At 52.2% G+C, this 19,703-nt stretch carries 15 protein-coding genes; 14 read left to right on the top strand and 1 reads right to left on the bottom strand.

Annotated features, from left to right (window positions below; all coding sequences use genetic code 11):
• Nucleotides 1–73 precede the first annotated feature (73 nt).
• The 10 genes from cmk (at nt 74) to KXD89_RS14190 (ending at nt 11,518) form a co-directional block, all read left to right on the top strand.
• On the top strand, nt 74–757 hold the full coding sequence (gene cmk / locus KXD89_RS14235) for a (d)CMP kinase (protein ID WP_000125016.1): 684 nt from the start codon (nt 74–76) through the stop codon (nt 755–757).
• Nucleotides 758–867: 110 nt separating this feature from the next.
• Nucleotides 868–2,541, top strand: a complete 1,674-nt coding sequence (gene rpsA, locus KXD89_RS14230; RefSeq protein ID WP_000140327.1) for a 30S ribosomal protein S1 — start codon at nt 868–870, stop codon at nt 2,539–2,541.
• A gap of 159 nt (nt 2,542–2,700) precedes the next feature.
• Entirely contained in the window at nt 2,701–2,985 is a 285-nt protein-coding gene (ihfB, locus tag KXD89_RS14225; protein WP_000167336.1) for an integration host factor subunit beta, read from the top strand.
• Nucleotides 2,986–3,192: 207 nt separating this feature from the next.
• Nucleotides 3,193–5,457: a ComEC family protein gene (locus KXD89_RS14220; protein ID WP_000705764.1), complete on the top strand. Its 2,265-nt coding sequence runs from the start codon at nt 3,193–3,195 to the stop codon at nt 5,455–5,457.
• A 36-nt stretch (nt 5,458–5,493) separates the two neighbouring features.
• Nucleotides 5,494–7,242, top strand: a complete 1,749-nt coding sequence (gene msbA, locus KXD89_RS14215) for a lipid A ABC transporter ATP-binding protein/permease MsbA (RefSeq protein ID WP_000551270.1) — start codon at nt 5,494–5,496, stop codon at nt 7,240–7,242.
• A complete protein-coding gene (gene lpxK, locus KXD89_RS14210; RefSeq protein WP_000570539.1) occupies nt 7,239–8,225 on the top strand; it encodes a tetraacyldisaccharide 4'-kinase in 987 nt (328 codons plus the stop codon). Before msbA ends, lpxK begins: the two co-directional genes overlap by 4 nt.
• A 36-nt stretch (nt 8,226–8,261) precedes the next feature.
• Entirely contained in the window at nt 8,262–9,494 is a 1,233-nt protein-coding gene (ycaQ, locus tag KXD89_RS14205; protein ID WP_000056538.1) for a crosslink repair DNA glycosylase YcaQ, read from the top strand.
• 51 nt (nt 9,495–9,545) lie between these two features.
• Nucleotides 9,546–9,728 carry a protein YcaR gene (gene ycaR / locus KXD89_RS14200; protein ID WP_000350058.1) on the top strand — a complete coding sequence of 61 codons (183 nt, stop codon included), beginning with the start codon at nt 9,546–9,548 and terminating at the stop codon, nt 9,726–9,728.
• Nucleotides 9,725–10,471, top strand: coding sequence for a 3-deoxy-manno-octulosonate cytidylyltransferase (gene kdsB / locus KXD89_RS14195; RefSeq protein WP_000011603.1), 747 nt, complete (start codon nt 9,725–9,727; stop codon nt 10,469–10,471). Before ycaR ends, kdsB begins: the two co-directional genes overlap by 4 nt.
• Nucleotides 10,472–10,624: 153 nt before the next feature.
• Nucleotides 10,625–11,518 carry a YcbJ family phosphotransferase gene (locus tag KXD89_RS14190; protein WP_000436922.1) on the top strand — a complete coding sequence of 298 codons (894 nt, stop codon included), beginning with the start codon at nt 10,625–10,627 and terminating at the stop codon, nt 11,516–11,518.
• Here the strand turns inward: KXD89_RS14190 and elyC are convergent.
• Complete coding sequence (gene elyC, locus KXD89_RS14185) at nt 11,495–12,274, bottom strand: envelope biogenesis factor ElyC (protein ID WP_000899600.1); 780 nt, start codon at nt 12,272–12,274, stop codon at nt 11,495–11,497. The genes KXD89_RS14190 and elyC overlap by 24 nt on opposite strands.
• A gap of 135 nt (nt 12,275–12,409) precedes the next feature.
• Between elyC and cmoM the strand changes: the two genes are divergently transcribed.
• Genes cmoM through mukB form a run of 4 tightly spaced genes read left to right on the top strand, consistent with a single transcriptional unit; the run spans nt 12,410 to nt 19,659 of the window.
• On the top strand, nt 12,410–13,195 hold the full coding sequence (gene cmoM / locus KXD89_RS14180; protein WP_001298300.1) for a tRNA uridine 5-oxyacetic acid(34) methyltransferase CmoM: 786 nt from the start codon (nt 12,410–12,412) through the stop codon (nt 13,193–13,195).
• On the top strand, nt 13,192–14,514 hold the full coding sequence (mukF, locus tag KXD89_RS14175) for a chromosome partition protein MukF (RefSeq protein ID WP_001288850.1): 1,323 nt from the start codon (nt 13,192–13,194) through the stop codon (nt 14,512–14,514). Before cmoM ends, mukF begins: the two co-directional genes overlap by 4 nt.
• The gene (gene mukE / locus KXD89_RS14170; RefSeq protein WP_001295347.1) at nt 14,495–15,199 is read left to right on the top strand and encodes a chromosome partition protein MukE; all 705 of its coding nucleotides are present in this window, start codon (nt 14,495–14,497) and stop codon (nt 15,197–15,199) included. Before mukF ends, mukE begins: the two co-directional genes overlap by 20 nt.
• Entirely contained in the window at nt 15,199–19,659 is a 4,461-nt protein-coding gene (gene mukB / locus KXD89_RS14165; RefSeq protein ID WP_216685314.1) for a chromosome partition protein MukB, read from the top strand. The genes mukE and mukB overlap by 1 nt, the downstream gene beginning before the upstream one ends.
• The last annotated feature ends 44 nt before the right edge of the window (nt 19,660–19,703 follow it).

The following is a 19,703-nucleotide window of genomic DNA, read 5'->3' as shown; positions in this document are numbered from 1 at the left end:
TAACGATTTGTGGCGTCGGCGCGTATAATGCGCGCGGTTATGTTAACGGTACGCCTGTTTTAAGGAGATAAAGATGACGGCAATTGCCCCGGTTATTACCATTGATGGCCCAAGCGGTGCAGGGAAAGGCACCTTGTGTAAGGCTATGGCGGAAGCGTTGCAATGGCATCTGCTGGACTCGGGTGCAATTTATCGCGTACTGGCATTGGCGGCATTACATCACCATGTTGATGTTGCGTCGGAAGATGCGCTGGTACCGCTGGCATCCCATCTGGATGTACGTTTTGTGTCGACCAATGGCAATCTGGAAGTGATCCTCGAAGGGGAAGATGTCAGCGGCGAAATTCGTACTCAGGAAGTGGCGAATGCAGCTTCACAAGTCGCGGCATTCCCACGCGTTCGTGAAGCATTATTGCGTCGCCAACGCGCGTTTCGCGAATTACCAGGTCTGATTGCCGATGGCCGCGACATGGGAACGGTGGTATTCCCTGATGCACCAGTGAAAATTTTCCTTGACGCCTCCTCGGAAGAACGTGCGCATCGCCGCATGCTACAGTTGCAGGAGAAGGGCTTTAGTGTTAACTTTGAGCGCCTTTTGGCCGAGATCAAAGAACGCGACGACCGCGATCGTAACCGAGCGGTAGCGCCACTGGTTCCGGCAGCCGATGCTTTAGTGTTGGATTCCACCACCTTAAGCATTGAGCAAGTGATTGAAAAAGCGCTACAATACGCGCGCCAGAAATTGGCTCTCGCATAAGCGACCGAATTTGCAGTACCCCCGTTGCAATGGAATGACAGCGGGTATGTTAAACAACCCCATCCGGCATGGAGCCAGGTGGACGTTAAATATAAACCTGAAGATTAAACATGACTGAATCTTTTGCTCAACTCTTTGAAGAGTCCTTAAAAGAAATCGAAACCCGCCCGGGTTCTATCGTTCGTGGCGTTGTTGTTGCTATCGACAAAGACGTAGTACTGGTTGACGCTGGTCTGAAATCTGAGTCCGCCATCCCGGCTGAGCAGTTCAAAAACGCCCAGGGCGAGCTGGAAATCCAGGTAGGTGACGAAGTTGACGTTGCTCTGGACGCAGTAGAAGACGGCTTCGGTGAAACTCTGCTGTCCCGTGAGAAAGCTAAACGTCACGAAGCCTGGATCACGCTGGAAAAAGCTTACGAAGATGCTGAAACTGTTACCGGTGTTATCAACGGCAAAGTTAAGGGCGGCTTCACTGTTGAGCTGAACGGTATTCGTGCGTTCCTGCCAGGTTCTCTGGTAGACGTTCGTCCGGTGCGTGACACTCTGCACCTGGAAGGCAAAGAGCTTGAATTTAAAGTAATCAAGCTGGATCAGAAGCGCAACAACGTTGTTGTTTCTCGTCGTGCCGTTATCGAATCCGAAAACAGCGCAGAGCGCGATCAGCTGCTGGAAAACCTGCAGGAAGGCATGGAAGTTAAAGGTATCGTTAAGAACCTCACTGACTACGGTGCATTCGTTGATCTGGGCGGCGTTGACGGCCTGCTGCACATCACTGACATGGCCTGGAAACGCGTTAAGCATCCGAGCGAAATCGTCAACGTGGGCGACGAAATCACTGTTAAAGTGCTGAAGTTCGACCGCGAACGTACCCGTGTATCCCTGGGCCTGAAACAGCTGGGCGAAGATCCGTGGGTAGCTATCGCTAAACGTTATCCGGAAGGTACCAAACTGACTGGTCGCGTGACCAACCTGACCGACTACGGCTGCTTCGTTGAAATCGAAGAAGGCGTTGAAGGCCTGGTACACGTTTCCGAAATGGACTGGACCAACAAAAACATCCACCCGTCCAAAGTTGTTAACGTTGGCGATGTAGTGGAAGTTATGGTTCTGGATATCGACGAAGAACGTCGTCGTATCTCCCTGGGTCTGAAACAGTGCAAAGCTAACCCGTGGCAGCAGTTCGCGGAAACCCACAACAAGGGCGACCGTGTTGAAGGTAAAATCAAGTCTATCACTGACTTCGGTATCTTCATCGGCTTGGACGGCGGCATCGACGGCCTGGTTCACCTGTCTGACATCTCCTGGAACGTTGCAGGCGAAGAAGCAGTTCGTGAATACAAAAAAGGCGACGAAATCGCTGCAGTTGTTCTGCAGGTTGACGCAGAACGTGAACGTATCTCCCTGGGCGTTAAACAGCTCGCAGAAGATCCGTTCAACAACTGGGTTGCTCTGAACAAGAAAGGCGCTATCGTAACCGGTAAAGTAACTGCAGTTGACGCTAAAGGCGCAACCGTAGAACTGGCTGACGGCGTTGAAGGTTACCTGCGTGCTTCTGAAGCATCCCGTGACCGCGTTGAAGACGCTACCCTGGTTCTGAGCGTTGGCGACGAAGTTGAAGCTAAATTCACCGGCGTTGATCGTAAAAACCGCGCAATCAGCCTGTCTGTTCGTGCGAAAGACGAAGCTGACGAGAAAGATGCAATCGCAACTGTTAACAAACAGGAAGATGCAAACTTCTCCAACAACGCAATGGCTGAAGCTTTCAAAGCAGCTAAAGGCGAGTAATTCTCTGACTCTTCGGGATTTTTATTCCGAAGTTTGTTGAGTTTACTTGACAGATTGCAGGTTTCGTCCTGTAATCAAGCACTAAGGGCGGCTACGGCCGCCCTTAATCAATGCAGCAACAGCAGCCGCTTAATTTGCCTTTAAGGAACCGGAGGAATCATGACCAAGTCAGAATTGATAGAAAGACTTGCCACCCAGCAATCGCACATTCCCGCCAAGACGGTTGAAGATGCAGTAAAAGAGATGCTGGAGCATATGGCCTCGACTCTTGCGCAGGGCGAGCGTATTGAAATCCGCGGTTTCGGCAGTTTCTCTTTGCACTACCGCGCACCACGTACCGGACGTAATCCGAAGACTGGCGATAAAGTAGAACTGGAAGGAAAATACGTTCCTCACTTTAAACCTGGTAAAGAACTGCGCGATCGCGCCAATATTTACGGTTAAGTTTTTTACTCAAACTTGAACGAGAGAAAAGCACCTGTCGGGTGCTTTTTTCATTTCTCTAATCTGGAACTGGAAGCTGCCTCGCAGAGTTTTGAACAGTTTTCACCCTTTCGTTAAATTCTTCTGAATATGCCTCGGGGAACGCAAAATTCCCACCAGACAACCGCTCAACAAAGTTGCACACTTTCCATAAACAGGGAGGGGTGCATGAAAATAACGACAGTCGGTGTATGCATAATTAGCGGAATTTTTCCGTTGCTGATTTTGCCCCAATTGCCTGGGACATTAACCCTTGCGTTTCTGACTCTCTTCGCCTGCGTACTGGCATTTATCCCTGTTAAAACCGTCCGTTATATCGCGCTGACGTTGCTGTTTTTCGTTTGGGGCATATTATCAGCAAAGCAAATTTTGTGGGCAGGAGAAACCTTAACTGGCGCGACGCAGGATGCAATTGTTGAGATCACTGCAACTGACGGCATGACCACTCATTACGGTCAAATTACTCATCTACAAGGTCGACGTATATTCCCTGCGTCAGGTCTCGTGATGTATGGCGAATATCTTCCGCAAGCGGTTTGTGCTGGACAACAATGGTCAATGAAACTCAAAGTTCGTGCAGTTCATGGCCAACTTAATGATGGCGGCTTTGATAGCCAGCGTTATGCCATTGCCCAGCATCAGCCGCTCACCGGCCGTTTTCTGCAGGCAAGTGTCATTGAACCGAATTGTAGCCTGCGTGCACAGTATCTGGCGTCACTACAAACAACGCTGCAACCCTATCCGTGGAATGCGGTTATTCTTGGTTTAGGTATGGGGGAACGGTTATCCGTCCCCAAAGAAATCAAAAATATCATGCGCGATACTGGAACGGCGCATTTAATGGCGATATCGGGATTGCACATCGCTTTTGCGGCGTTGCTGGCTGCCGGACTCATTCGCAGTGGACAAATTTTTCTGCCTGGGCGCTGGATCCACTGGCAAATACCATTAATTGGCGGAATCTGCTGTGCTGCTTTTTATGCCTGGTTGACGGGAATGCAACCTCCTGCATTGCGTACCATGGTGGCGCTTGCTACGTGGGGAATGCTTAAGTTAAGTGGGCGACAGTGGAGTGGCTGGGATGTATGGATATGTTGTCTGGCGGCAATTTTGCTGATGGATCCTGTTGCCATTCTCTCGCAAAGTTTATGGCTCTCTGCCGCTGCGGTCGCGGCATTGATATTTTGGTATCAGTGGTTTCCCTGTCCTGAGTGGCAACTGCCGCCGGTATTGCGTGCAGTTGTTTCCCTCATCCATCTGCAACTGGGAATCACACTTCTGCTTATGCCCGTGCAAATCGTCATATTTCATGGCATTAGTCTGACCTCGTTTATTGCAAATCTATTAGCAATTCCCTTGGTGACATTTATCACGGTTCCGTTGATCCTCGCCGCGATGGTTGTGCATTTAAGCGGGCCGTTAATCCTGGAGCAAGGGTTATGGTTTCTTGCCGACCGGTCTTTGGCTTTACTTTTCTGGGGGTTAAAGAGTTTGCCGGAAGGGTGGATCAACATTGCTGAATGTTGGCAATGGCTATCATTTTCCCCATGGTTCTTACTGGTGGTATGGCGATTAAACGCCTGGCGAACGTTGCCAGCAATGTGTGTGGCTGGAGGCTTGCTGATGTGCTGGCCGCTGTGGCAAAAACCTCGACCTGACGAGTGGCAGCTGTACATGCTTGATGTCGGGCAAGGGCTGGCAATGGTGATAGCCAGAAACGGCAAAGCGATTCTCTATGACACAGGACTGGCCTGGCCTGAAGGGGATAGTGGGCAACAACTGATTATCCCCTGGCTCCACTGGCATAATCTTGAACCGGAAGGCGTTATTCTGAGCCATGAACATCTGGATCACCGGGGAGGGCTGGATTCAATATTGCATATATGGCCGATGTTATGGATCAGAAGTCCGTTAAACTGGGAACATCATCAGCCCTGTGTGCGTGGCGAAGCGTGGCAATGGCAAGGATTGCGTTTCAGCGCGCACTGGCCTTTACAAGGTAGCAACGATAAAGGAAATAACCATTCCTGTGTGGTTAAGGTTGATGACGGGACGAATAGCATTCTTCTAACCGGTGATATTGAAGCCCCAGCTGAACAAAAGATGCTAAGCCGTTACTGGCAGCAAGTGCAGGCAACATTGCTTCAGGTACCTCACCATGGCAGTAATACCTCATCATCGTTGCCATTAATTCAGCGAGTGAATGGAAAAGTGGCACTCGCATCGGCATCGCGCTATAACGCATGGCGACTGCCCTCTAACAAAGTTAAGCATCGCTATCAACTGCAAGGATATCAATGGATTGATACTCCACATCAAGGTCAAACAACGGTCAATTTTTCAGCGCAAGGCTGGCGGATTAGCAGCCTCAGGGAGCAAATTTTACCTCGTTGGTATCATCAGTGGTTTGGCGTGCCAGTGGATAACGGGTAGAATATGCGGCTATTTCAACAAATGCTGGTTTTTTGAATGCATAACGACAAAGATCTCTCTACGTGGCAGACATTCCGCCGACTGTGGCCAACCATTGCGCCTTTCAAAGCGGGTCTGATCGTGGCGGGCGTAGCGTTAATCCTCAACGCAGCCAGCGATACCTTCATGTTATCGCTCCTTAAGCCACTTCTTGATGATGGCTTTGGTAAAACAGATCGCTCCGTGCTGGTGTGGATGCCGCTGGTGGTGATCGGGCTGATGATTTTACGTGGTATCACCAGCTATGTCTCCAGCTACTGTATCTCCTGGGTATCAGGAAAGGTGGTAATGACCATGCGTCGCCGCCTGTTTGGTCACATGATGGGAATGCCAGTTTCATTCTTTGACAAACAGTCAACGGGTACGCTGTTGTCACGTATTACCTACGATTCCGAACAGGTTGCTTCTTCTTCTTCCGGCGCACTGATTACTGTTGTGCGTGAAGGTGCGTCGATCATCGGCCTGTTCATCATGATGTTCTATTACAGTTGGCAACTGTCGATCATTTTGATTGTGCTGGCACCGATTGTTTCGATTGCGATTCGCGTTGTATCGAAGCGTTTTCGCAACATCAGTAAAAACATGCAGAACACCATGGGGCAGGTGACCACCAGCGCAGAACAAATGCTGAAGGGCCACAAAGAAGTATTGATTTTCGGTGGTCAGGAAGTGGAAACGAAACGCTTTGATAAAGTCAGCAACCGAATGCGTCTTCAGGGGATGAAAATGGTTTCAGCCTCTTCCATCTCTGATCCGATCATTCAGCTGATCGCCTCTTTGGCGCTGGCGTTTGTTCTGTATGCGGCGAGCTTCCCAAGTGTCATGGATAGCCTGACTGCCGGTACGATTACCGTTGTTTTCTCTTCAATGATTGCACTGATGCGTCCGCTGAAATCGCTGACCAACGTTAACGCCCAGTTCCAGCGCGGTATGGCGGCTTGTCAGACGCTGTTTACCATTCTGGACAGTGAGCAGGAGAAAGATGAAGGTAAGCGCGTGATCGAGCGTGCGACTGGCGACGTGGAATTCCGCAATGTCACCTTTACTTATCCGGGACGTGACGTACCTGCATTGCGTAACATCAACCTGAAAATTCCGGCAGGGAAGACGGTTGCTCTGGTTGGACGCTCTGGTTCGGGTAAATCAACCATCGCCAGCCTGATCACGCGTTTTTACGATATTGATGAAGGCGAAATCCTGATGGATGGTCACGATCTGCGCGAGTATACCCTGGCGTCGTTACGTAACCAGGTTGCTCTGGTGTCGCAGAATGTCCATCTGTTTAACGATACGGTTGCTAACAACATTGCTTACGCACGGACTGAACAGTACAGCCGTGAGCAAATTGAAGAAGCGGCGCGTATGGCCTACGCCATGGACTTCATCAATAAGATGGATAACGGTCTCGATACAGTGATTGGTGAAAACGGCGTGCTGCTCTCTGGCGGTCAGCGTCAGCGTATTGCTATCGCTCGAGCCTTGTTGCGTGATAGCCCGATTCTGATTCTGGACGAAGCTACCTCGGCTCTGGATACCGAATCCGAACGTGCGATTCAGGCGGCACTGGATGAGTTGCAGAAAAACCGTACCTCTCTGGTGATTGCCCACCGCTTGTCTACCATTGAAAAGGCAGACGAAATCGTGGTCGTCGAGGATGGTGTCATTGTGGAACGCGGTACGCATAACGATTTGCTTGAGCACCGCGGCGTTTACGCGCAACTTCACAAAATGCAGTTTGGCCAATGATCGAAAAAATCTGGTCTGGTGAATCCCCTTTGTGGCGGCTATTGCTGCCACTCTCCTGGTTGTATGGCCTGGTGAGTGGCGCGATCCGTCTTTGCTATAAACTAAAACTGAAGCGCGCCTGGCGTGCCCCCGTACCGGTTGTCGTGGTTGGTAATCTCACCGCAGGCGGCAACGGAAAAACCCCGGTCGTTGTCTGGCTGGTGGAACAGTTGCAACAGCGCGGTATTCGCGTGGGGGTCGTATCGCGGGGATATGGTGGTAAGGCTGAATCTTATCCGCTGTTATTGTCGGCAGATACCACAACAGCACAGGCGGGTGATGAACCTGTGTTGATTTATCAACGCACTGATGCGCCTGTTGCGGTTTCTCCCGTTCGTTCTGATGCGGTAAAAGCCATTCTGGCGCAACACCCTGATGTGCAGATCATCGTAACCGACGACGGTTTACAGCATTACCGTCTGGCGCGTGATGTGGAAATTGTCGTTATTGATGGTGTGCGTCGCTTTGGCAATGGCTGGTGGTTGCCGGCGGGGCCAATGCGTGAGCGAGCGGGGCGCTTAAAGTCGGTTGATGCGGTAATCGTCAACGGCGGTGTCCCTCGCAGCGGTGAAATCCCCATGCATCTGCTGCCGGGTCAGGCGGTGAATTTACGTACCGGTACGCGTTGTGACGTTGCTCAGCTTGAACATGTAGTGGCGATGGCGGGGATTGGGCATCCGCCGCGCTTTTTTGCCACGCTGAAGATGTGTGGCGTACAACCGGAAAAATGTGTACCGCTGGCCGATCATCAGTCTTTGAACCATGCGGATGTCAGTGCGTTGGTAAGCGCCGGGCAAACGCTGGTAATGACTGAAAAAGATGCGGTGAAATGCCGGGCCTTTGCAGAAGAAAATTGGTGGTATTTGCCTGTAGACGCACAGCTTTCAGGTGATGAACCAGCGAAACTGCTTACGCAACTAACCTTGCTGGCTTCTGGCAACTAGTTACGCCGCGGCAGCGTTCGATTGATGGAGTCATGAATGTCGCTGCCGCACCTCTCCCTTGCTGATGCGCGTAATCTTCACCTTGCCGCACAAGGCCTGTTAAACAAACCCCGCCGTCGAGCGTCGTTGGAGGATATTCCGGCAACGATCTCCCGCATGTCCTTGCTGCAAATCGATACCATCAATATTGTTGCCCGTAGTCCATATCTGGTGCTTTTCAGTCGTCTGGGAAATTATCCTGCCCAGTGGCTGGATGAGTCTCTGGCGCGTGGCGAATTAATGGAATACTGGGCGCATGAAGCCTGCTTTATGCCGCGTAGCGACTTTCGTCTTATTCGCCACCGCATGCTGGCACCTGAAAAAATGGGCTGGAAATACAAAGACGCCTGGATGCAGGAACATGAGGCGGAAATTGCACAGTTAATTCAGCATATTCATGATAAGGGGCCGGTACGTTCAGCCGATTTTGAGCATCCTCGTAAAGGTGCAAGCGGCTGGTGGGAATGGAAGCCGCATAAACGGCATCTGGAAGGTTTATTTACTGCCGGAAAGGTGATGGTGATTGAACGGCGCAACTTCCAGCGCGTTTATGATTTAACCCACCGTGTCATGCCTGACTGGGATGATGAGCGCGATCTCGTTTCGCAAACAGAAGCAGAAATCATCATGCTGGATAACAGTGCGCGTAGCCTGGGAATATTCCGCGAACAGTGGCTGGCAGATTACTATCGGCTGAAACGTCCGGCACTGGCGGCGTGGCGCGAAGCGAGGGCTGAACAGCAGCAAATCATTGCTGTGCATGTTGAAAAATTGGGCAATCTTTGGCTGCATGATGATTTGCTGCCGCTACTCGAGCGAGCGCTGGCCGGAAAGCTCACTGCAACGCACAGCGCGGTACTTTCGCCTTTTGATCCTGTTGTCTGGGATCGCAAACGCGCAGAGCAGCTTTTTGATTTTAGCTACCGGCTGGAGTGCTATACCCCAGCGCCGAAACGCCAGTATGGCTATTTTGTTCTGCCGTTATTACATCGTGGGCAATTAGTTGGGCGAATGGATGCCAAAATGCATCGCCAGACAGGCATCCTTGAAGTTATCTCTCTGTGGTTACAGGAAGGTATTAAACCAACGACAACGCTGCAAAAAGGGCTACGTCAGGCGATTACTGATTTCGCTAACTGGCAGCAGGCAACGCGGGTGACATTAGGATGCTGCCCGCAAGGCCTCTTTACTGATTGCCGCACCGGCTGGGAAATAGACCCCGTCGCATAAATGATTATGATAAGATTTATGCATTCATAACCCGATCCATCTGGAGGAACTATGGATCATCGTCTGCTTGAAATCATTGCCTGCCCGGTTTGCAACGGAAAACTTTGGTATAACCAGGAAAAACAAGAGCTTATTTGCAAACTGGACAACCTCGCTTTCCCGCTGCGTGATGGCATTCCAGTGTTGCTGGAAACGGAAGCCCGCGTGCTGACTGCTGATGAGAGTAAATCATGAGTTTTGTGGTCATTATTCCCGCGCGCTACGCGTCCACGCGTCTGCCCGGTAAACCATTGGTTGATATTAACGGCAAACCCATGATTGTTCATGTTCTTGAACGCGCGCGTGAATCAGGTGCCGAGCGCATCATCGTGGCAACCGATCATGAGGATGTTGCCCGCGCCGTTGAAGCCGCTGGCGGTGAAGTATGTATGACGCGCGCCGATCATCAGTCAGGAACAGAACGTCTGGCGGAAGTTGTCGAAAAATGCGCATTCAGCGACGACACGGTGATCGTTAATGTGCAGGGTGATGAACCGATGATCCCTGCGACAATCATTCGTCAGGTTGCTGATAACCTCGCTCAGCGTCAGGTGGGTATGGCGACTCTGGCGGTGCCAATCCACAATGCGGAAGAAGCGTTTAACCCGAATGCGGTGAAAGTGGTTCTCGACGCTGAAGGGTATGCACTGTACTTCTCTCGCGCCACCATTCCTTGGGATCGTGATCGTTTTGCAGAAGGCCTTGAAACCGTTGGCGATAACTTCCTGCGTCATCTTGGTATTTATGGCTACCGTGCAGGCTTTATCCGTCGTTACGTCAACTGGCAGCCAAGTCCGTTAGAACACATCGAAATGTTAGAGCAGCTTCGTGTTCTGTGGTACGGCGAAAAAATCCATGTTGCTGTTGCTCAGGAAGTTCCTGGCACAGGTGTGGATACCCCTGAAGATCTTGAGCGCGTTCGCGCTGAAATGCGCTAATTTCACTTCACGACACTTCAGCCAATTTTGGGAGGAGTGTCGTACCGTTACGATTTTCCTCAATTTTTCTTTTCAACAATTGATCTCATTCAGGTGACATCTTTTATATTGGCGCTCATTATGAAAGCAGTAGCTTTTATGAGGGTAATCTGAATGGAACAGCTGCGTGCCGAATTAAGCCATTTACTGGGCGAAAAACTCAGTCGTATTGAGTGCGTCAATGAAAAAGCGGATACGGCGTTGTGGGCTTTGTATGACAGCCAGGGAAACCCAATGCCGTTAATGGCAAGAAGCTTTAGTACGCCCGGAAAAGCCCGACAACTGGCATGGAAAACCACCATGCTGGCAAGAAGTGGGACTGTCCGTATGCCGACTATTTATGGTGTGATGACGCATGAAGAACACCCCGGCCCCGATGTCCTGCTACTGGAGCGGATGCGTGGTGTTTCGGTGGAGGCACCAGCCCGAACACCAGAACGCTGGGAACAACTCAAAGACCAAATCGTTGAAGCCTTACTGGCCTGGCACCGTCAGGACAGTCGCGGTTGCGTCGGCGCGGTCGACAATACTCAGGAAAATTTCTGGCCCTCATGGTACCGGCAACATGTTGAAGTGCTATGGACCACGCTCAATCAGTTCAATAACACCGGTCTGACGATGCAGGATAAGCGGATCCTGTTTCGCACTCGCGAATGTCTCCCGGCATTATTTGAAGGCTTTAACGACAATTGTGTGCTGATTCACGGTAACTTCTGTTTACGCAGCATGTTGAAAGATTCGCGCAGCGATCAGTTACTGGCGATGGTCGGGCCGGGACTAATGCTTTGGGCACCGCGAGAATACGAACTGTTCCGACTAATGGATAATTCTCTGGCGGAAGATTTGCTCTGGAGTTACCTGCAACGCGCGCCAGTGGCGGAGTCGTTCATCTGGCGGCGTTGGTTGTATGTGTTATGGGATGAAGTTGCGCAACTGGTTAATACCGGACGATTTAGTCGGCGCAACTTCGATCTGGCATCAAAATCACTCTTGCCGTGGCTCGCCTGACGAACCTTTTAGCCACTGCCAGATACGGCCAAGCGTTTCATAGCCAACACGATCGCTATGCATCAACCAGACCGGAGAAGGGATTGCCCGTTCCCACGGGTTAAGCGGCGAGTCGATGGCCAACTGATTCGCCGGGGCTGGTAGCGGATTTAACCCTTCCTGCTGAAAAAAGATCATCGCCCGCGGCAGATGTGATGCGGAGGTCACCAGCAGGAAAGGGGCGTCACCAATCGCCTGTTTCACTGCTGCAGCTTCTTCTTCGGTATCTTTTGGCAAATCCAGGGTGATAATTTGCTCGCGCGGCACGCCCAGCGATTGCGCAACTCTGGCACCTACTTCCGCTGTACTCACCGTATTGGTTTTTGCTACGCCTCCCGTGAAGATCAGTTTTGATCCCGGATTTTCGCGCCATAAGCGAATACCTTCATTCAGGCGTGGCAGACTGTTATTGATTAAATTAGAGCTCGGTGCCCACTGCGGGTTCCAGGTATAACCACCTCCGAGCACCACGATATAGTCCACTTTTTGCGAATTATTCCATGTCGGATAGGTGCTTTCGATGGGACGCAGCAGGCGGTCGGCTACCGGTTGCAAACTCAATAACAAGAGCGCCAGCCACCCAATGCTAATAAAAATCTTCCCGGTTTTTTGAAAACGGCTAAACCACAGCAGCGCCAGGCCAGCGCCAATAATCAACAACATCAGCGGAAGTGGCAGCAACATATTGCCAATCACTTTTTTCAGTGTAAAAAGCATCCTTTCTGGTTCCTTTTTTAACCATATAGCAAGGGATCGCCAGCGATATTACACCAGACGGGTTCATTCTCGCCGTGGCTGTGACAAAATAGCGTCTTTATCAGAAAACGTCTTAGCCAACCGGTGGAGAAAGCAATGCAGGATCGCAATTTTGATGATATTGCGGAAAAGTTTTCCCGTAACATTTACGGCACCACCAAAGGGCAGCTTCGACAGGCTATTCTGTGGCAGGATCTCGATCGCGTGCTGGCGGAAATGGGCCCGCAAAAACTGCGTGTGCTGGATGCTGGCGGTGGAGAAGGGCAGACCGCAATCAAAATGGCCGAGCGTGGGCATCAGGTCATTTTATGCGATCTTTCTGCGCAGATGATCGACCGCGCAAAACAGGCGGCAGAAGCAAAAGGTGTGAGCGACAACATGCAATTTATACATTGCGCCGCTCAGGATGTTGCTTCGCATTTGGAAACGCCCGTTGATCTGATATTGTTCCATGCGGTGCTCGAGTGGGTGGCTGATCCCCGCAGCGTATTGCAGACCCTCTGGTCAGTGTTGCGTCCAGGCGGCGTGTTGTCGTTAATGTTCTACAATGCGCATGGTTTGTTGATGCATAACATGGTCGCCGGGAATTTTGATTACGTGCAGGCGGGAATGCCGAAAAAGAAAAAACGGACGCTTTCGCCAGATTATCCACGCGACCCGGCGCAGGTTTATCTGTGGCTGGAAGAAGCTGGTTGGCAAATTATGGGTAAGACAGGCGTTCGCGTGTTTCATGATTATCTGCGCGAGAAACACCAGCAGCGCGACTGCTATGAAGCATTACTTGAATTAGAAACGCGTTATTGCCGTCAGGAACCGTATATTACCCTGGGGCGTTATATTCATGTCACCGCGCGCAAACCGCAGAGCAAGGATAAAGTATGAGTGAATTTTCCCAGACAGTCCCCGAACTGGTTGCCTGGGCCAGAAAAAATGACTTCTCCATCTCGCTGCCGGTAGACCGACTCTCTTTTCTGCTGGCGGTTGCCACGCTGAACGGCGAGCGTCTGGATGGTGAGATGAGTGAAGGCGAGCTGGTGGATGCATTCCGCCATGTGAGTGATGCGTTTGAGCAAACCAGCGAAACCATCGGCGTGCGCGCCAATAACGCGATCAACGACATGGTGCGTCAACGTCTGCTGAACCGCTTTACCAGCGAGCAGGCGGAAGGGAACGCAATTTACCGTCTGACGCCGCTCGGCATCGGCATTACTGACTACTACATCCGTCAGCGCGAGTTTTCTACGCTGCGTCTTTCTATGCAGTTGTCGATTGTGGCGGGTGAGCTCAAACGCGCAGCAGATGCCGCCGAAGAGGGCGGTGATGAATTTCACTGGCACCGTAATGTCTATGCGCCACTGAAATATTCGGTAGCAGAAATTTTCGACAGTATCGACCTGACGCAACGTCTGATGGACGAACAGCAGCAGCAGGTGAAGGACGATATCGCCCAGTTGCTGAACAAAGACTGGCGGGCGGCGATTTCCAGCTGTGAATTGTTGCTTTCGGAAACTTCCGGAACGCTGCGTGAATTGCAGGATACGCTGGAAGCGGCAGGCGACAAATTGCAGGCTAATCTGTTGCGCATTCAGGATGCGACGATGACCCATGACGATCTGCATTTCGTCGATCGTCTGGTGTTCGATCTGCAGAGCAAACTCGATCGTATTATCAGTTGGGGCCAGCAATCCATCGACTTGTGGATTGGCTACGACCGCCACGTACACAAATTTATTCGTACCGCGATCGATATGGATAAAAACCGCGTCTTTGCTCAGCGGTTACGTCAGTCGGTACAAACCTATTTTGATGAGCCGTGGGCGCTAACTTATGCCAATGCCGATCGTCTGCTGGATATGCGTGACGAAGAGATGGCACTGCGCGATGAAGAAGTGACTGGGGAACTTCCTGAGGATCTGGAATACGAAGAGTTTAACGAGATCCGCGAACAGCTGGCGGCGATCATCGAAGAACAACTTGCCGTGTACAAAACCAGACAAGTGCCGCTGGATCTTGGTCTGGTGGTACGCGAATATCTGTCACAGTATCCGCGTGCACGTCACTTTGACGTTGCGCGTATTGTTATTGATCAGGCGGTACGTCTTGGCGTAGCGCAAGCAGATTTCACCGGACTGCCAGCGAAATGGCAGCCGATTAATGATTACGGAGCCAAGGTACAGGCGCATGTCATCGACAAATATTGAACAAGTGATGCCGGTTAAGCTGGCGCAGGCGCTGGCGAATCCGTTATTTCCGGCGCTGGACAGCGCCTTACGTTCAGGACGCCATATTGGCCTCGACGAACTGGATAATCATGCATTCCTGATGGATTTTCAGGAATATCTGGAAGAGTTTTACGCGCGTTATAACGTTGAGCTTATTCGCGCACCAGAAGGGTTCTTCTATTTACGCCCACGTTCCACCACGCTGATCCCTCGTTCCGTCTTGTCGGAACTGGATATGATGGTCGGGAAAATCCTCTGTTATCTCTATCTCAGCCCGGAACGGCTGGCGAATGAGGGGATTTTCACCCAGCAGGAACTGTACGACGAACTGCTCACCCTGGCCGATGAAGCAAAACTGCTGAAACTGGTGAACAACCGTTCAACCGGTTCAGACGTTGACCGTCAGAAGTTGCAGGAGAAAGTACGTTCTTCGCTCAACCGTCTGCGTCGTTTAGGCATGGTGTGGTTTATGGGCCACGACAGCAGCAAGTTTCGCATTACCGAATCGGTGTTCCGCTTCGGAGCCGATGTGCGTGCTGGCGACGATCCCCGTGAAGCACAGCGTCGCCTGATTCGTGATGGCGAAGCAATGCCGATTGAAAATCATCTGCAACTCAACGATGAAACCGAAGAGAATCAGCCAGATAGCGGAGAGGAAGAATAATGATTGAACGCGGTAAATTTCGCTCACTGACGCTGATTAACTGGAACGGCTTTTTTGCCCGAACTTTTGACCTTGACGAGCTGGTCACGACGCTTTCTGGCGGTAACGGGGCGGGTAAATCCACCACCATGGCGGCGTTCGTTACGGCGCTGATCCCCGACCTGACCCTGCTGCATTTCCGTAACACTACGGAAGCCGGGGCCACCAGCGGTTCGCGCGATAAAGGTCTGCACGGTAAGCTGAAAGCGGGTGTCTGTTATTCGATGCTCGACACCATTAACTCGCGCCACCAGCGCGTGGTGGTCGGTGTGCGTCTGCAACAGGTTGCCGGACGCGATCGTAAAGTGGATATCAAGCCGTTTGCCATTCAGGGACTGCCGATGTCGGTGCAGCCGACACAGCTGGTGACCGAAACCCTGAACGAACGCCAGGCGCGCGTGCTGCCGCTTAACGAGCTGAAAGACAAGCTCGAGGCGATGGAAGGCGTGCAGTTTAAACAGTTCAACTCCATTACTGATTACCACTCGCTGATGTTCGATCTGGGCATCATCGCGCGTCGTCTGCGCTCCGCATCTGACCGTAGCAAATTCTATCGTCTGATCGAAGCTTCGCTGTATGGCGGGATCTCCAGTGCCATTACCCGTTCTCTGCGCGACTACCTGTTGCCAGAAAACAGCGGCGTGCGTAAAGCGTTCCATGACATGGAAGCGGCGCTGCGTGAAAACCGTATGACGCTGGAAGCGATTCGTGTCACCCAGTCGGACCGCGACCTGTTTAAGCATCTGATCAGCGAAGCCACCAACTACGTGGCGGCGGACTACATGCGTCACGCCAACGAGCGCCGTGTCCATCTCGACAAAGCCCTGGAGTTTCGTCGCGAGCTACATACTTCGCGTCAGCAACTGGCGGCTGAGCAGTACAAACACGTCGATATGGCGCGTGAGCTGGCAGAGCACAACGGTGCCGAAGGCGATCTGGAAGCGGATTATCAGGCGGCCAGTGATCACCTGAACCTGGTGCAAACCGCACTGCGTCAGCAGGAGAAGATCGAACGCTACGAAGCGGATCTCGATGAGCTGCAGATCCGTCTGGAAGAGCAAAATGAAGTGGTGGCAGAAGCCATCGAACGCCAGCAAGAGAATGAGGCTCGTGCGGAAGCTGCCGAACTGGAAGTGGACGAGCTGAAAAGCCAGCTTGCTGACTACCAGCAGGCGCTGGACGTCCAGCAAACGCGCGCGATCCAGTATAACCAGGCGATTGCTGCGCTTAATCGTGCCAAAGAACTGTGCCATCTGCCGGACTTAACCGCCGACTGCGCCGCCGAATGGCTGGAAACCTTCCAGGCGAAAGAGCTGGAAGCGACTGAAAAAATGCTCTCTCTTGAGCAGAAAATGAGCATGGCGCAAACCGCGCACAGCCAGTTTGAGCAGGCTTATCAGCTGGTGGTGGCAATCAACGGCCCACTGGCGCGTAACGAGGCGTGGGATGTCGCTCGCGAACTATTGCGCGAAGGGGTCGATCAGCGTCACCTGGCAGAGCAGGTTCAGCCGCTGCGGATGCGATTAAGCGAACTGGAACAGCGTCTACGCGAGCAGCAAGAAGCTGAGCGTCTGCTGGCAGATTTCTGCAAACGTCAGGGCAAGAATTTTGATATCGACGAACTGGAAGCCCTGCATCAGGAACTGGAAGCACGCATTGCCTCTCTTTCCGATAGCGTGTCTAACGCCCGTGAAGAGCGCATGGCACTGCGCCAGGAGCAGGAACAGCTGCAGTCTCGCATTCAGAGTTTGATGCAGCGTGCGCCGGTTTGGCTGGCAGCGCAAAACAGTCTCAACCAGTTGAGCGAACAGTGCGGCGAAGAGTTTACCTCCAGCCAGGACGTCACCGAATATCTGCAACAGTTGCTGGAGCGTGAGCGAGAGGCGATTGTTGAACGCGATGAAGTGGGCGCGCGCAAAAACGCCGTCGATGAAGAGATCGAACGTTTAAGCCAGCCTGGCGGCTCTGAAGATCAGCGTCTGAACGCGCTGGCGGAGCGTTTTGGTGGTGTGCTGCTGTCAGAAATTTATGACGACGTTAGCCTGGAAGATGCGCCGTACTTCTCAGCGCTGTATGGCCCGTCACGCCACGCCATCGTGGTGCCAGATCTGTCACAGGTAACTGAACACCTGGAAGGCTTGACCGATTGCCCGGAAGATCTCTATCTGATCGAAGGAGATCCGCAGTCATTCGATGACAGCGTGTTCAGCGTTGATGAGCTGGAAAAAGCGGTAGTGGTGAAAATCGCCGATCGTCAGTGGCGTTATTCACGTTTCCCGGAAGTGCCGCTGTTTGGTCGTGCTGCGCGTGAAAGCCGTATTGAAAGCCTCCATGCCGAGCGTGAAGTGCTTTCCGAACGCTTCGCCACGCTCTCCTTTGATGTACAGAAAACTCAGCGTCTGCATCAGGCGTTCAGCCGCTTTATCGGCAGTCATCTGGCGGTTGCGTTTGAGTCTGACCCGGAAGCAGAAATCCGTCAACTGAACAGCCGTCGCGTCGAACTGGAGCGGGCGTTAAGTAATCATGAAAATGATAACCAGCAGCAGCGTATTCAGTTTGAGCAGGCGAAAGAGGGCGTTACGGCGCTGAACCGCATTCTGCCGCGTCTCAACCTGTTGGCTGATGACAGCCTGGCGGATCGCGTCGATGAAATCCGCGAACGTCTGGATGAAGCCCAGGAAGCCGCGCGTTTTGTTCAGCAGTTTGGCAATCAACTGGCGAAACTGGAACCGATTGTTTCGGTATTGCAGAGCGACCCGGAACAGTTCGAACAGTTAAAAGAAGATTACGCGTACTCTCAGCAGATGCAGCGCGATGCCCGTCAGCAGGCGTTTGCCCTGACGGAAGTGGTGCAGCGTCGTGCGCACTTTAGCTATTCTGACTCGGCAGAAATGCTTAGCGGTAACAGCGATCTCAACGAAAAACTGCGTGAACGTCTGGAACAGGCGGAAGCGGAGCGTACCCGCGCTCGCGAAGCGTTGCGCGGTCACGCAGCGCAGTTGAGTCAGTACAACCAGGTGCTGGCTTCGCTGAAAAGTTCTTACGACACCAAAAAAGAGCTACTCAACGATCTGCAACGTGAATTGCAGGATATCGGCGTGCGTGCTGATAGCGGGGCAGAAGAGCGGGCGCGTATTCGCCGTGACGAGCTGCATGCGCAACTGAGCAATAACCGTTCACGCCGCAATCAACTGGAAAAAGCGCTTACCTTCTGCGAAGCGGAGATGGACAACCTGACCCGCAAACTGCGCAAGCTGGAGCGGGATTACTTTGAGATGCGCGAGCAGGTAGTGACCGCCAAAGCGGGCTGGTGTGCGGTGATGCGCATGGTGAAAGATAACGGCGTTGAGCGCCGCTTACACCGTCGTGAGCTGGCTTATCTCTCCGCTGATGATTTGCGTTCCATGTCGGATAAGGCGTTAGGTGCGCTGCGTCTGGCGGTGGCGGATAACGAACATCTGCGCGACGTGCTGCGCATGTCGGAAGATCCGAAACGTCCGGAGCGTAAAATTCAGTTCTTCGTGGCGGTTTATCAGCATCTGCGTGAACGTATTCGTCAGGATATTATTCGTACCGATGATCCGGTGGAAGCTATCGAACAGATGGAGATTGAACTTAGCCGTCTGACCGAAGAATTAACCTCCCGTGAACAGAAACTGGCGATCAGTTCCCGCAGCGTGGCGAACATCATTCGCAAAACCATTCAGCGCGAGCAGAACCGTATCCGTATGCTCAACCAGGGGTTGCAGAACGTATCGTTTGGTCAGGTGAACAGCGTGCGTCTCAACGTGAACGTGCGTGAAACGCACGCCATGCTACTGGATGTGCTCTCTGAACAGCACGAGCAGCATCAGGATCTGTTTAACAGCAACCGTTTGACCTTCTCGGAAGCGCTGGCGAAACTGTATCAACGTCTTAACCCGCAGATTGATATGGGGCAGCGCACGCCGCAGACCATCGGTGAAGAACTGCTGGATTACCGCAACTATCTGGAAATGGAAGTTGAGGTTAACCGTGGTTCCGATGGCTGGCTGCGCGCAGAGTCTGGTGCATTGTCGACCGGTGAGGCGATTGGTACCGGTATGTCGATTCTGGTGATGGTGGTACAAAGCTGGGAAGATGAATCTCGCCGCCTGCGCGGTAAAGATATCTCTCCTTGCCGCCTGCTGTTCCTCGATGAAGCAGCGCGACTGGATGCTCGTTCTATCGCCACGCTGTTTGAATTGTGTGAGCGTTTGCAAATGCAACTCATCATCGCAGCGCCGGAAAATATCAGCCCGGAGAAAGGCACCACCTATAAACTGGTGCGTAAAGTCTTCCAGAATACCGAACACGTTCATGTCGTCGGCCTGCGAGGATTTGCGCCGCAACTCCCTGAAACGCTTCCAGGAACTGACGAAGCGCCTTCTCAGGCGAGTTAAAATTAAGGCGGCAGCAATGCCGCCTTTTCTTTTTCCGAAAACTC

Source organism: Escherichia sp. TC-EC600-tetX4, from assembly GCF_019356055.1.
GTDB lineage: Bacteria > Pseudomonadota > Gammaproteobacteria > Enterobacterales > Enterobacteriaceae.
This window is presented reverse-complemented; position numbering and strand designations above follow the sequence as displayed.

Bases quoted from the DNA above. Each gene is read 5' to 3' on its own strand.
- cmk (WP_000125016.1), top strand. From the start codon at position 74: ATGACGGCAATTGCCCCGGTTATTACCATTGATGGCCCAAGCGGTGCA.
- rpsA (WP_000140327.1), top strand. From the start codon at position 868: ATGACTGAATCTTTTGCTCAACTCTTTGAAGAGTCCTTAAAAGAAATC.
- ihfB (WP_000167336.1), top strand. From the start codon at position 2,701: ATGACCAAGTCAGAATTGATAGAAAGACTTGCCACCCAGCAATCGCAC.
- KXD89_RS14220 (WP_000705764.1), top strand. From the start codon at position 3,193: ATGAAAATAACGACAGTCGGTGTATGCATAATTAGCGGAATTTTTCCG.
- msbA (WP_000551270.1), top strand. From the start codon at position 5,494: ATGCATAACGACAAAGATCTCTCTACGTGGCAGACATTCCGCCGACTG.
- lpxK (WP_000570539.1), top strand. From the start codon at position 7,239: ATGATCGAAAAAATCTGGTCTGGTGAATCCCCTTTGTGGCGGCTATTG.
- ycaQ (WP_000056538.1), top strand. From the start codon at position 8,262: ATGTCGCTGCCGCACCTCTCCCTTGCTGATGCGCGTAATCTTCACCTT.
- ycaR (WP_000350058.1), top strand. From the start codon at position 9,546: ATGGATCATCGTCTGCTTGAAATCATTGCCTGCCCGGTTTGCAACGGA.
- kdsB (WP_000011603.1), top strand. From the start codon at position 9,725: ATGAGTTTTGTGGTCATTATTCCCGCGCGCTACGCGTCCACGCGTCTG.
- KXD89_RS14190 (WP_000436922.1), top strand. From the start codon at position 10,625: ATGGAACAGCTGCGTGCCGAATTAAGCCATTTACTGGGCGAAAAACTC.
- elyC (WP_000899600.1), bottom strand. From the start codon at position 12,274: ATGCTTTTTACACTGAAAAAAGTGATTGGCAATATGTTGCTGCCACTT.
- cmoM (WP_001298300.1), top strand. From the start codon at position 12,410: ATGCAGGATCGCAATTTTGATGATATTGCGGAAAAGTTTTCCCGTAAC.
- mukF (WP_001288850.1), top strand. From the start codon at position 13,192: ATGAGTGAATTTTCCCAGACAGTCCCCGAACTGGTTGCCTGGGCCAGA.
- mukE (WP_001295347.1), top strand. From the start codon at position 14,495: ATGTCATCGACAAATATTGAACAAGTGATGCCGGTTAAGCTGGCGCAG.
- mukB (WP_216685314.1), top strand. From the start codon at position 15,199: ATGATTGAACGCGGTAAATTTCGCTCACTGACGCTGATTAACTGGAAC.